Genomic DNA, 12,418 nt, shown 5'->3' with positions numbered 1-12,418 from the left:
CCGCACCCGCGAGGCCACGACACCCGCGGGCGCCGCCGCCCGGCGCGAGCGTCCGCTCACTTGCGCAGCGCGGCGAGGGCCCGGTCGGCGTGGGTGTTCATGCGCAGTTCGCTGCGGACGACCTCCAGGACCGTCCGGTCCTGCCCTATGACGAAGGTGACCCGTTTGGTGGGCGCCAGGGAGAACCCGCGCGCGACGCCGAACACCTCCCGGACCGCCCCGTCGGCATCGGACAGCAGGGTCATGCCGAGCGTGTGCCGGTCGGCGAACTCCTGCTGGCGTTCGACCGCGTCCCCGCTGATGCCCACGGGCCGTGCCCCGACGGCGGCGAACTCGGCGGCGAGATCACGGAAGTGGCAGGCCTCCGCGGTGCAGCCCGGGGTGAGGGCGGCGGGGTAGAAGAAGAGGACCACCGGTCCCTCGGCGAGCAGCTCGGTGAGGCTGCGGGAGGTGCCGGTCTCGTCCGGCAGCGCGAAGTCCTCGACCTTGTCGCCGACCTTCAGCTGTGCGCTCATGCCCGGCCCTCCGCGTTCTTCGCGACGTTGCGGGCCCACAGCACGAGCGGGATCTGCAGCGGCAGGCGGCCGAAGGCGGCGGCCTTCTGCGGGGCGGGGCGGTGCCGCCAGTCGGCGGCCATCTTCACGTTCGCGGGGAACACGCCGACGAAGAAGGCGGCGGTGGCCAGCGCGGCGGCCTTGCGGGTGCGCGGCAGCGCGAGACCGGCCGCCAGCGCGAGTTCGGCGGCACCACTGGCGTACGTCCAGGTCCGGGCCGTGCCCGGCAGGGCGCTGGGCACGGTCTCGTCGAACCGGCGTGGGGCGGCGAAGTGGGCTACTCCCGCGGTGGCCAGCAGGCCGGCGAGCAGCAGGGGCGAGCGTTCGGACCGGGGCACGGATCCTCCTTGGATGGCCTGCCGCCGGATGCTACCGGAGGGTAGATCATGGCTCGCCACCCGCCCCGGCCGGTCACCCGCCCTGCTCCGCGCGGCGGTTGTGGGTGCCGGGCGTGTAGCCGAAGGAGCGGCGGAAGACGTCGATGAAGGCGCTGGCGGAGGACCAGCCGCAGCGGTGGGCGACGGTCGTGACGGGCGTGTCCTCGGCGAGCAGGCGCAGCGCGTGGTAGAGGCGGGACTGGGTGCGCCACTGCGGGAAGGTCATGCCGAACTCGTGGCGGAAGAGCCGGCTGAGCGTGCGCTCGCCCGCGCCGGTCGCGGCGCCGAGGGCGGCGAGGGTGCGGGAGTCGGCGGGGTCGGCGTGGACGAGCGCGCAGACCGCGGCCAGGCGTGGATCGGTGGGGGTGGGCAGGCGCAAGGGTTGCTGGGGCGAGGCGCGCAGTTGGTCGCACAGGACGGCGAGCAGACGGCGGCGCTCGGGGCTGTCGTCGTCGGGGTCGCGGGTGTAGGCGAGGATCAGCTCGCGCAGCAGCGGGCCGACGGCGAGGACGGTGGGGGCGTCCAGGCCGAGCGAAGCGAGATGGGGGTACCCCCGGACGGAGTCGGAGGGAGGGTTGTCGGTGGCCGGCAGGCCGACCAGGCGCAGGTCGAGGTGGCCGTGGGCGCGATGCGCGTGCGCGGTGCCCGCCGGGACCCAGATGGCGCGGTTGCCGGGTGCGAACCAGGTGCCGGCGTCGGTGGTGACGGCGAGGACGCCGGAGCCCGCGTAGACGATCTGGTGGTCGTCGTGCCGGTGCGCGTCGATGCGCTGGCCGGAGGCGAGGATCTGGGCGCGGGTCGGTGCGGTCGGCGTGTGGCGGATGTTCCTGTCGCCACTGATCCTGTCGCCACTGTTCCTGTCGCCGATGTTCCCGTGGCGGATGTTCGACACAGTTCGGCAGATTATCGAAAGCGGGCCGCGGCCGGGTCCCGCGACGATCGCAGGGTGTCCACGAAACGCAACCGAGCCATCACCCTGCTGTCCCTGAGCCACGCCTGTGTCGACGTGTACCAGGGCGCCGTGGCGGCCCTCGTCCCGTACTTCGTCGCCGAGCGCGCCTACGGCTACGCCGCCGCCTCGGGCGTCGTCCTCGCCGCGTCCCTGCTGTCGTCGGTGGTGCAGCCGCTGTTCGGGGCGCTCACCGACCGCTGGGCGATGCCGTGGCTGTTGCCGCTCAGCGCGCTGACGGGCGGTGCCGGGGTCGCGTTGAGCGGGGTCATGGAGTCCTACGCGCTCACGCTGGCGGTGGTGGCCGTGTCGGGGGTCGGCGTCGCCGCGTATCACCCGGAGGCCGCCCGCGCGGCTCGCGACGCCGCGCACGGCAGCCATACGGCGATGGGCTGGTTCTCGCTCGGCGGCAACGTCGGCTTCGCCCTCGCGCCGCTGCTGGTGGCGTCGGCGGTGGCCACCGGAGGCCTGGGCGCCTCTCCCCTGCTGATCGTCCCGGCCGTCGCGGGGGCGGCGCTGTGCGCGGCGGCGGTGCGCTCGGCCGGAAGCCGGGGAGGGACCGCCGGCCGGAGCGAGGTCGCCGGGTGCGACGACTGGAGGTCGTTCCTGCGACTGTCCGGCGCCGTCGTGTGCCGGTCGGTCGTGTTCGTCGGGCTGAGCGCGTTCGTCTCGCTGTACGTCCGCCAGCGGACCGGGGGCGCAGATGCGGCCGGTACCGCCGCACTGTGCGTGCTGTACGTCGGCGGTGCGGTGGGCACCGTGGCCGGAGGGCGGCTCGCCGACCGGTACGGGCGGCTGGCGGTCGTACGCCATGCGTATGTGCTGACGGTGCTCGCGGTGGCGGGAGTGGTCCTCGTGCCCGGCCCGCCCGTGTATCTGTTCGTCGCGCTGACGTCGGCCGGTCTGTACGTGCCGTTCTCGCTGCACATCACGCTCGGCCAGGACTATCTGCCCCGGCGGGTGGGGACGGCGAGCGGTGTGACGCTCGGCCTGACCGTGAGCGTGGGCGGGCTGGCCACGCCGTTCATCGGTGCGCTTGCCGACGCCACCTCGCTGCGGACTGCCCTTCTTCCGCTGATCGCCCTGCCGGCGCTGGGCCGGCTGCTGCTGTGCGGGCTGCGGGAGCCGACGGCGCCCGGACGGGCGGCCCCGACTCCCGGCACGTCGGGCGATCGTCCTCGCGCGACCTCGGCGTGAGCCACGCGAGGGGATGCGTCAGGCGGTCCCGGCCGGTGCCGTCTGCTGCGGCTCGCTGTCCTCGTCGATGGCGTGGGCGAGGAAGTCGTCGACCATGCGGTGGAAGAGCCCGGCCAGCTGACGCAGCTCCTGCGGCGTCCAGTCGGCCAGAGCGAGCTGCATGCCGCGGGCGCCCGCGTCACGGACCCGGGCGATGGCCTGCCGGCCGGCCTCGGTGAGCTCGATGCGCTGGGCGCGGCGGTCCTGCGGGTCCGGGACGCGGGAGACGTACCCGGACTTCTGCAGCTGCTGCACCGTGCGCGTGACGTGCGAGGCCTCCACACCGAGCCGGTTGGCCAGCTCCCCGGGGCGCAGCGGTTCGGAGTCGGCGACCTGGCGCAGCAGCGCCACGGCGGCCCGGTCCAGCGGCACGCCGGCCAGGGCCATCAGCCGGTCGTGCTGCCGGGCCCGCGTGCTCAGGTAGGTGATCCGGGTGAGCGCGCGCTCTATCTCGACCACTTCCGGGGACGCGGGCGTGCCGGGGAGTTCGGGGAGCGCTGATGTGGACATGGGAGCAACTTTACCATCTACTTGCGTAACTCAACTAATTTGCACCTCTCCGGCTCCCACCGCCTCCCGCCAGTTCGCGCCGGAAGCGATGGCCTGGCGCCACTGCCGGATCACCTTGGGCGGCATACCGACCGCCAGGGCGCCGGCCAGCCGGTCGCCGGTGCGGTACGCGGCGACGAACCGGCGCTCGTTCAGGTCGCCCTCCACCACGGCGACTTCGCCGTGTCCGCGCAGATACCCGTACGCCTGGATCTTCATGTCGTACTGGTCGGACCAGAAGTACGGCACCGGCGCGAACGGCTTGCGGGCGTCCGGGTTCAGCAGGTTGCGGGCCGCGGCCATCCCCTGCTCGGCGGCGTTGGTGCGGTGCTCGATGCGCATCGACTGCCCGAACAGCGGGTTGTACCAGCGGGCGACGTCACCGGCGGCGTACACGTCGCGCGCGGCCCGGCAGTACTCGTCGCACACCACGCCGTCGCCGACGGTGAGCCCGCTGCCCTCCAGCCAGTCGGTGTTGGGCCGTGAGCCGACCGCGACCAACACCTCGTCGGCCTCGACCAGTTCGCCGTCGGCGAGCCGTACGCCGTCCCCGGTCACCTCGGCCACGGTGGCCCCGCAGCGCAGGTTCACGCCCCGCTCCAGGTGGGCGCGGGTCAGCACCTGGCCGACCTCCGTGCCGACGGCGTGCGCCAGCGGTACCGGGGCGGGTTCGAGGAGGGTGACCTCGCAGCCGAGCCGCCAGGCGACGGCGGCGGCCTCGGCCCCGAGGAACCCGGCGCCGACCACCACCAGCCGCCGGCCCGGTGTCAGCCGCTCCCGCAGCCGCACCGCGTCGTCCAGGGTGCGCAGCACATGCCCGCCCTCCCCGGACACCCGGCGCGGCCGCACCCCGGTGGCCACGATCAGCCCGTCGTACGGCAATGTCGAGCCGTCGGCCAGCTCCACCGCGCCGTCGGCAAGCCGCATCCCCGTGGCGGCCACTCCGAGGCGCAGATCGAGGTCGAGCCCGGCCAGGTCGCCGGCCGTGCGCAGGGCCAGCCGGTCGGGCTCCCACTCGGCGGCCAGCACCTGCTTGGACAGGGGCGGGCGGTCGTACGGGGCGAGCGGTTCGTCGCCGACGAGGGTGAGCGTGCCGTCGTGCCCCTGGCGGCGGAGCGTCTCGGCCGCGGCGAGCCCCGCGGCCGAGGCGCCCACGACGACGATGTGCCTCACTGGTCGACCAGCCGGATCGCGGCGGCCGGGCAGATCGCGACGGCCTCGCGGACGCCGTCGAGGTGCTCGGCGGCGGGCTGCTCGTCGAGCAGGATCGCGATGCCGTCGTCGTCCTGGTCGAACACGTCCATGGCGGCCAGCACGCACTGCCCGGACGCGACGCACTTTTCGGCTTCCAGCTCCACCTTCATGGTCGGATTCCCTTCGTCATACGTGGTTGTCGGTCGGTTCTGCGGATGGTGGGGAGCCGTCACCAGGTCACGGGCAGTTCGTGCACGCCGTAGATGAACGCGTCGGTCTTGAACCGGACGTCTTCGAGCGCGCACGCGAGCTTCAGCGTCGGGATGCGCTTGTAGAGGGTGCCGTAGACGACCTGGAGCTCCATCCGGGCCAGCGGCTGGCCGAGGCATTGGTGGACGCCGAAGCCGAAGGCGACGTGGCGGCGGGCGTCGCGGGTGATGTCCAGGCGGTCGGGGTCGGGGAAGACCTCGGGGTCGCGGTTGCCGATCTCGTTGACCATGATCACGCCCTCGCCTGCCTTGATCACCTGGTCGCCGATCTCGATGTCCTCGGTGACCGCCCGGCGCCGGCCGAGGTGGGTGATGTGCAGATAGCGCAGGAGTTCCTCGACCGCGGAGGCGACGAGTTTCGGGTCGTCGCTCTCGCGCAGCAGGGCGAGCTGGTCGGGGTGCTCAAGGAGGGCGAGCGTGCCGAGCGCGATCATGTTCGCGGTGGTCTCGTGGCCCGCGATCAGCAGGAGCAGGGCCATCTCGGTCGCCTGCTGGTGGGTGAGTTCACCGGCGGCGATGCGCCCGGCGATGCTCGACAGCAGGTCGTCCTTCGGCTCGGCGATCCGCCTGCCCAGGAGTCCGGCCAGATAGCCGGCGACCTCACGGCTCGCCGCGCCCCGCTCCTCGGGCGTGGCGGTCGTGCGGACCATGGTCTTGGTGTGCTCCTGGAAGAAGTCGTGCTCCTCGTACGGCACTCCCAGCAGCTCGCAGATGACCAGCGAGGGGATCGGCAGCGCGAACACGTCCACCAGGTCCACCGGGCCGGGCGCGGCCAGTATGTCGTCGATCAGGCCGTCCACGATGCGCTGTACGGCGGGCCGCAGCGCCTCGACCTTCTTGACGGCGAACGGCGCCGTCACCATCCGGCGCAGCCGCGCGTGTTCGGGGTCGTCCATCATGATGAAGCTGAGCTTGCCCTCACCCGCCTCGGGGCTGGCCTTGGTCGGGTAGCCGGGCCGGTCGGTGTCGGCGCTGACGCGCGGGTCGCCCAGGATGGCCCGCTGCTCGGCGTACCGGGTCACGAGCCAGGGCTCGCTGCCGTCCCACAGCCGCACCTTGGTGAGCGGCCCCTGCTCCTGCAGGTCCTTGAGCGCGGACGGCGGGTCGAAGGGGCAGCGGGACTGCCGGGGCATCGGGAACTCGGGGACGGCGTCCTGCGCTTCGGGCGCGGTGCCGTTCACGGTGTCGGCCATGGTGCTCCTCGGTCGTGGGGGGTGGGGGATCGGCCTCGATGAGCACATGCAAACAGAGGGGTCTGACGCCTTCCGGTCAGTTTCCTGACAGGAGACTTGACGTGGCCCAGATCACAGTTCGGTACTTAACTCGCCTTCACCGCACGCTGATTGGGCGACCGGCCGACCGGCGTTCACAGCACGACGAAGGGCGCCCCCGAGCGGATTCGGTGGCGCCCTCGTTTGCATCGCCGCGGGTCACGAATCGACGTCGGCCCGCCCCAGCCAGTACCCGAAACCCCGGCGTGTGTGGATCAGCGCAGGCCCCTCCCGGTCGACCTTGCGGCGCAGGCGGGAGATGAGCTGCTCGATCGCGTTGTCGCCGCGGTGGTCGCCCCAGACGTAGCGGCCGATCTGCTCCTTGGACAGCACCCGGTGCGCGTTGCCCAGGAGGTGGCGCAGCAGCCGGTACTCCGCGGGCGTGAGGTCGAGGGCGCGCGTCCCGCGCGTCGCCCGGCACACGGTGTCGTCGAGGACGAGGTCGCCGTACTGGAGTGGATTGCCCCTGGGCGGGCCCGGGCGGGTGCCGCGGAGCAGGACCTGGATCCTGGTGAGGACTTCGGCCACCCGGAACGGCTTGGTGACGTAGTCCCGCTCCCCCATACCGAGTTCGGGCACGAGCCGGTGCAGCGAGTCGTACTCGGTGAGGAGCAGGACGGGCGGGCGGTGCGGGAGGGCGGGGCGGCGCTCCCGGCCGAAGTTCGCCATGTCCGGCAGGGTGGTGTCGAAGACCACCAGGTCGAAGTGGTGCTCGGTGACCCTTGCCAGCGCCTCGGCGCCGGTGGCGCTGAGGCTGATCCGGTAGCCCGCCAACTCCAGGGTGGTCGAGAGCAGTTCGGCGAGGTCGGGTTCACCGGCGACGATCAGGACGTGCTGGCCTGCGCCGCGGGCGAGGGCGGCGCGGTTGGGCGCGGCGGGGTTGGGAGCGGCGGGGTTGGGAGCGGCGGGGTTGGGAGCGGCGGGGTTGGGAGCGGCGGGGTTGGGAGCGGGGTTGCCCCCGGTGGCGCCGTCCGCCGCGCGACGAAGGGCACCGTTCACGGGCAGGGCCGTCTGCCGGGGGCTCATAACCCGCCCTGTCCGGCGCCGCCGCGGCGGCCTTGGCCGAGAGTCGTCTGCACGGTCGTACTCCTTCGTACTCCTTGTGCGGGGGCGTCAGCGGCCCGGGGTGACGGGTGCCAGCCACATGCCGACGACCGCGTCGGCCAGGCCCGTGGCGGCGTCGTCCCAGCTGGCCCGTGGGGTGGGCGTGTGCTCGGCGAGCGCGCGTTCGCGTTCTGCGGCCACGTGGACGATCAGGTGGCGGACCATCTCGCCGCGTTCGGCGCGGACCTCGGCCGGGAGGTCGGGCAGGCACCGGTTCAGGCCTTCGATGATCTTCTGGAGCGACGGGGCGGTGAGGGCCTCCTCGACCATGATCCGGTGCAGGGCGGGATCCGAGACGACCTGCGCGCAGAACCGCGCGTACCAGGTGGGGCTGCCGAGCGCGGCGAGGTGTTCGAGCGCCGGGCGGACCAGGCAGTCCACCCAGCCGCGTACGTCGTCGGGGTCGGTCAGGTCGGCGACCAGGCGGGCGCGGATCTCCTCGATGCGCGCGGCGTGCTTGCGGGCGATGGCGCGGACCAGGTCGGCCTTGGTGCCGAAGTGGTAGCCGACAGCCGTGTTGTTGCCCTGTCCCGCGGCCTCGCTGACCTGGCGGTTGGACACCGCGTACACGCCGTGTTCGGCGAAGAGCCGCTCGGCCGCGGTCAGGAGCAGCTCCCGGGTCGCGTTGACCTGCTCCTCCCGCAGGGTCCTGCCTGCCATGATCACCACCACACCGGGACTTCACCGATTCCCCGCGACGGCCAGTCCCTCGAGCTGTCGCGGATACTCACCCCTACAATCTAAGTCACCTGATTGAAAGAGCGTGAACATGGTGGAGCGGGCTACACCTGCACCCCAGGTGCCCGCACCCCCTCGCGCGGAGCCGGGGCCGCCTGGCGTGCTGGGCATGCGGACGACGGTGCGACAGGCCGGGCGTGCGACGGTCCATCTGACGGTCGCCGCCGCGATGGCCTTCGGCCTGTATCTCTTCATCACGGTGCTGCTGATCACCGCCATCGGGACCGTCGCGGTGATCGGCTGCTGGCTGCTGCCCGAGACGGTGCTGCTCGTCCGGCGGATCGCCGGGGCCAAGCGGCGCCTGACCGCCGCCTGGACGGGGCGCGAGATCCCCGAGGCGTACCGGGTGATCGAGGGACCCCTGACCGAGCGCCTGCGGACGGCCGTGCGGGATCCCGGCACGCTCACCGATCTGCGCTGGATGGCCGCCTACTACGTGTACGGCGCGCTGGTCTTCCTCGCCCTGCCGCTGTGGCCGCTCGGGCTCGTCGTCGACGGCGTGGGGTGCGGGCTGCTGCGCCGCCGGGCCGTCGTCCTGCCGTGGATCGTGCGCCTCGCGGACCTGGAGGCGGGCTGGTCGACCGCGCTGCTGCGGCCGTCCCCGAAGGCACTGCTGGCGGCGCGGGTCGAGCAGTTGAGCGCGACACGGGCCGACGCGATCGCGGCCCACGGCGCCGAACTGCGCCGTATCGAGCGCGACCTCCACGACGGCGCACAGGCCCGCCTGGTGGCCCTGTCGATGCGGATCGGGCTGGCCAAACGCGCCTACGACCGTGACCCCGACGCCGCCCGCAGGCTGCTGGACGACGCCCAAGGCCAGGCCGAGCAGGCGCTGGCGGAACTGCGGCAGGTGGTGCGCGGCATCCATCCGCCGATCCTGACCGACCGCGGTCTGGTCGGCGCCGTGCGCGCACTGGCGGCCGGCGGCGGGCCGCACGTCACCGTGGACGTGGCGGGGCTGGAGGACGACGGGCCGAGGGCGCCCGCGGCGGTGGAGGCGGCGGCCTACTTCGTGGTGGCCGAGGCGCTCACCAACGTGGCCAAGCACAGCGGCTCTGCGCAGGCCACGGTACGGATCGCCCGGATGCGGCGCGGCATCCGGGTCGAGGTGGCCGACGAGGGCCAGGGCGGGGCGGAGGAGTCGGCCGGTTCGGGGCTGCTGGGGATGCGGCGGCGGGTCGCGGCGCTCGACGGTACGGTGCGGCTGTCCAGCCCGGTCGGCGGGCCGACGGTGGTCGAGGTGGAGCTGCCGTGCGTGTGGTGAGGACGGGCGCCGCTCCCCCTCGGGGATGACCTTGACCGTGGCGCGTACTGCGTTCCGAGTACCGGCGAATGTCGGCATACGGACGACGACGTGCCGCGCAGTTCCCTGGAAGCTGTACCCGACCGCTCCGGAACCGGAAGAACCCCGCTCATGACGATCCGTGTACTGCTCGCCGACGACCAGGCCCTGCTGCGGGCCACCTTCCGGATCCTGATCGACTCCTGCCCGGACATGGAGGTGGTCGGGGAGGCCACCGACGGCGCCGAGGCCGTCGACCTCGCCCGGGCCCACCGTCCCGACCTGGTCCTGATGGACATCCGCATGCCCGGCACCGACGGGCTGGCCGCCACGTCCGCGATCTGTGCCGACCCCGACCTCGTGGCGGTGCGGGTGCTGATCCTCACCACGTTCGAGATCGACGAGTACGTGGCGCAGGCGCTGCGGGCCGGGGCGAGTGGCTTCCTCGGCAAGGACGTCACCGCGGACGTGCTGCTCGACGGCATCCGGACCGTGGCGGCCGGCGAGTCCCTGCTCTCCCCCACCGCGACCCGCACGCTGATCACCCGGTTCCTGGCCTCGCCGGCCGAGAGCTCGCAGTCGGCCGCGCCCGAGGACCTCGCCGCCCTCACCGCCCGCGAACGGGAGGTCATGGCCTGGGTGGCCGAAGGCCACTCCAACGAGGAGATCGCCGAGAAGCTCTTCGTCAGCCCGCTGACGGTGCGCACCCACGTCCACCGCGCCATGACGAAGCTGGGCGCCCGCGACCGCGCCCAACTCGTCGTGATGGCCTACCAGTCGGGTCTGGTGCGGGCCCTGCCGCCGAACCCGGACCACTGAGGTCACAGCGGTCCTCCGGGGGACGGCGCGTCGGCGGCCGTTCAGGGGAAAACGGCGGCCGGGGAGCGTGGTGGTGGGCGCAGCCGTCGACAACTGACCCGTGAGCCTGCCGCTGATCCCTCCGATGCTCGCCACGCCCGGCACCCTGCCGTCCGCGGTGCAGGACGCGCGCTGGGCGTACGAGACCAAGCAGGACGGCCAGCGCGCGGTCGTCTATCTGGACGGGCACGGCGGCCTGCTGCTGCGCGCCCGCTCCGGCGAGGACATCACGGCGGCCTACCCCGAACTGCGGCCGCTCGGCGGCGCGCTGGGCGCCACGCCCGCCGTCCTGGACGGTGAGATCCTCGCGCTGGACGAACAGGGGCGCGCCGACTTCCAGTTGCTGCAGTCCCGGATGGGTCTGGCGCACGCACCGGAGCGGGCCGCGCGGATGGCGGCCCGCACGCCCGTCCACCTGGTGCTGTTCGACGTGATGCACCTGGCGGGCCGCTCCCTCGTCCCGCTGCCCTACACGCGGCGCCGTGGCCGGCTGGAGGCGCTGGACCTCGCCGGGCCGTACTGGTCGACGCCGGCCGCGCTGGTCGGACACGGCGCCGAGGCCCTGCAGGCGACGCGCGAGCACGGCCTGGAGGGGCTGGTGTGCAAGCGGCTGGATTCGGTGTACGAGCCCGGGGTGCGCTCCCGCTCCTGGATCAAGATCCGCAACATGCGCACCGAGGACGTCGTCGTCGGAGGCTGGCTGCCAGGCAAGGGGCGGCTCACCGGCCTCCCGGGTTCGGTGCTGGTCGGCCAGCGCGCGGCGGGGCGGTTGCGGTACGTCGGCAATGTGGGCACCGGCTGGAGCGAGGCCGAGCGGACGCAACTGGCCGAACTGCTGCGGGCGTCCGAGACGGACGTCTGCCCCTTCGACCCCGCCCCGCGGGTGTCGGGCGCGCACTGGGTGCGGCCCCGGCTGGTCGGCGAGGTCCGCTACAGCGTGCGCACCCGCTCGGGGCTGCTGCGCCAGCCGTCCTGGCTGCGGCTGAGGCCCGACCTCACGCCGGAGGAGTCGGCGGCCGATGTCCCGGACGACAGCGCCTGATTCACAGCTTCGCGCCCAGTGTTGCGCTGATCGTTACCGCTGGTACCTCCGTGGCTCTTGGCACGGAAGTGAAAAGCCAGGATCCTGAACTGCCTTTCCCCCCACAGCCGTTGGCTGCGCCCGAATCAGGAGGAGGACGCAGTGTCGTCACAGACGTCCCGTATGCACCGAAAGCGCTGGATCACCGGTCTGGCCGGTGCCGCCGCTCTCGTCATCGCCTTCCCCGGCACCGCCCTCGCCGCCCCGCCCGCGGCGCTCCCCGCCAACGCCGAGGCGGCCGAGCAGACGTACCAGCCCGCCTACGACTACGACACGGACGGCTGCTACTCCACGCCCGCCATCGGGCCCGACGGAACCGTCAACGGCGGCCTGAAACCGACCGGTTCGCTCAGCGGCGACTGCCGTGACGCCTCGGACCTCGACAACACCAACGGCTACTCGCGCTACAAGTGCAACAACGGCTGGTGCGCCTACATGTACGGCCTGTACTTCGAGAAGGACCAGGCGATAGCGGGCAGCAGCATCGGCGGGCACCGGCACGACTGGGAGCACGTGGTGGTGTGGGTGCAGAACAACGCGGTGCGGTACGTCTCGACGTCCAACCACGGCTCGTTCACCATCAGCCCCGCGTCGTCGGTGCGCTTCGACGGCACCCACGCGAAGATCGTGTACCACAAGGACGGCGTCAGCACGCACTGCTTCCGCCTCGCGGGCTCGGGCGACGAGCCGCCGGAGAACCACAAGGGCACCTGGCAGTACCCGCCGCTGGTCGGCTGGAACGGCTACCCGTCGGGCGTGCGCGACAAGCTGGTCGCGTACAACTTCGGCAGCGCCAACTTCGGCCTGAAGGACGCCAACTTCGCGAATCACCTGGCGTCGGCGAAGCCCTCGGGGATCGCGTTCGACCCCAACGCCTGACCCGGCATCGGGCGCTGGACCTAGGACCCCGTCATCCGGGGCTTCCGTCCCGCGCCCGATCCCGGCACACCAGCGTG

Annotated in this window: 14 protein-coding genes; 5 read left to right on the top strand and 9 right to left on the bottom strand. The window is 72.8% G+C overall.

Annotated elements, in window-relative coordinates:
• Positions 1–56: 56 nt before the first annotated feature.
• From EJ357_RS45015 to EJ357_RS45005, 3 genes are all read right to left on the bottom strand, one after another.
• Positions 57–515 carry a peroxiredoxin gene (locus EJ357_RS45015; RefSeq protein WP_126398295.1) on the bottom strand — a complete coding sequence of 153 codons (459 nt, stop codon included), beginning with the start codon at positions 513–515 and terminating at the stop codon, positions 57–59.
• Positions 512–892, bottom strand: a complete 381-nt coding sequence (locus EJ357_RS45010) for a DoxX family protein (RefSeq protein ID WP_126398293.1) — start codon at positions 890–892, stop codon at positions 512–514. Before EJ357_RS45010 ends, EJ357_RS45015 begins: the two co-directional genes overlap by 4 nt.
• Before the next feature lie 73 nt (positions 893–965).
• A complete protein-coding gene (locus tag EJ357_RS45005) occupies positions 966–1,814 on the bottom strand; it encodes an AraC family transcriptional regulator (protein ID WP_228473241.1) in 849 nt (282 codons plus the stop codon).
• A 63-nt stretch (positions 1,815–1,877) separates the two neighbouring features.
• Here EJ357_RS45005 and EJ357_RS45000 point away from each other — a divergent pair, with 63 nt between their 5' ends.
• Positions 1,878–3,077, top strand: a complete 1,200-nt coding sequence (locus EJ357_RS45000) for an MFS transporter (RefSeq protein ID WP_126398291.1) — start codon at positions 1,878–1,880, stop codon at positions 3,075–3,077.
• Between the two features lie 18 nt (positions 3,078–3,095).
• Here the strand turns inward: EJ357_RS45000 and EJ357_RS44995 are convergent, their stop codons facing one another.
• From EJ357_RS44995 to EJ357_RS44970, 6 genes are all read right to left on the bottom strand, one after another.
• Positions 3,096–3,626: a MarR family winged helix-turn-helix transcriptional regulator gene (locus EJ357_RS44995; protein WP_126398288.1), complete on the bottom strand. Its 531-nt coding sequence runs from the start codon at positions 3,624–3,626 to the stop codon at positions 3,096–3,098.
• A 30-nt stretch (positions 3,627–3,656) separates the two neighbouring features.
• Positions 3,657–4,838, bottom strand: coding sequence for an NAD(P)/FAD-dependent oxidoreductase (locus tag EJ357_RS44990; protein ID WP_126398286.1), 1,182 nt, complete (start codon positions 4,836–4,838; stop codon positions 3,657–3,659).
• A complete protein-coding gene (locus EJ357_RS44985) occupies positions 4,835–5,029 on the bottom strand; it encodes a ferredoxin (protein ID WP_126398284.1) in 195 nt (64 codons plus the stop codon). Before EJ357_RS44985 ends, EJ357_RS44990 begins: the two co-directional genes overlap by 4 nt.
• Positions 5,030–5,088: 59 nt before the next feature.
• Positions 5,089–6,321, bottom strand: coding sequence for a cytochrome P450 (locus EJ357_RS44980; protein WP_126398283.1), 1,233 nt, complete (start codon positions 6,319–6,321; stop codon positions 5,089–5,091).
• Positions 6,322–6,558: 237 nt separating this feature from the next.
• The gene (locus tag EJ357_RS44975; RefSeq protein ID WP_126398281.1) at positions 6,559–7,425 is read right to left on the bottom strand and encodes a response regulator transcription factor; all 867 of its coding nucleotides are present in this window, start codon (positions 7,423–7,425) and stop codon (positions 6,559–6,561) included.
• Between the two features lie 87 nt (positions 7,426–7,512).
• Entirely contained in the window at positions 7,513–8,163 is a 651-nt protein-coding gene (locus tag EJ357_RS44970; RefSeq protein WP_126398279.1) for a TetR/AcrR family transcriptional regulator, read from the bottom strand.
• Between the two features lie 187 nt (positions 8,164–8,350).
• Between EJ357_RS44970 and EJ357_RS44965 the strand changes: the two genes are divergently transcribed.
• The 4 genes from EJ357_RS44965 (at position 8,351) to EJ357_RS44950 (ending at position 12,341) form a co-directional block, all read left to right on the top strand.
• On the top strand, positions 8,351–9,505 hold the full coding sequence (locus EJ357_RS44965) for a sensor histidine kinase (RefSeq protein ID WP_126398277.1): 1,155 nt from the start codon (positions 8,351–8,353) through the stop codon (positions 9,503–9,505).
• 150 nt (positions 9,506–9,655) lie between these two features.
• Complete coding sequence (locus EJ357_RS44960; protein ID WP_126398275.1) at positions 9,656–10,342, top strand: response regulator; 687 nt, start codon at positions 9,656–9,658, stop codon at positions 10,340–10,342.
• A 100-nt stretch (positions 10,343–10,442) separates the two neighbouring features.
• Positions 10,443–11,423, top strand: a complete 981-nt coding sequence (ligD, locus tag EJ357_RS44955) for a non-homologous end-joining DNA ligase (RefSeq protein ID WP_126398273.1) — start codon at positions 10,443–10,445, stop codon at positions 11,421–11,423.
• Between the two features lie 141 nt (positions 11,424–11,564).
• On the top strand, positions 11,565–12,341 hold the full coding sequence (locus tag EJ357_RS44950; RefSeq protein WP_126398270.1) for an NPP1 family protein: 777 nt from the start codon (positions 11,565–11,567) through the stop codon (positions 12,339–12,341).
• Positions 12,342–12,418 lie beyond the last annotated feature (77 nt).

The sequence above is a fragment of the Streptomyces cyaneochromogenes genome, assembly GCF_003963535.1.
GTDB classification, from domain to species: Bacteria; Actinomycetota; Actinomycetes; order Streptomycetales; family Streptomycetaceae; genus Streptomyces; species Streptomyces shaanxiensis.
This window is presented reverse-complemented; position numbering and strand designations above follow the sequence as displayed.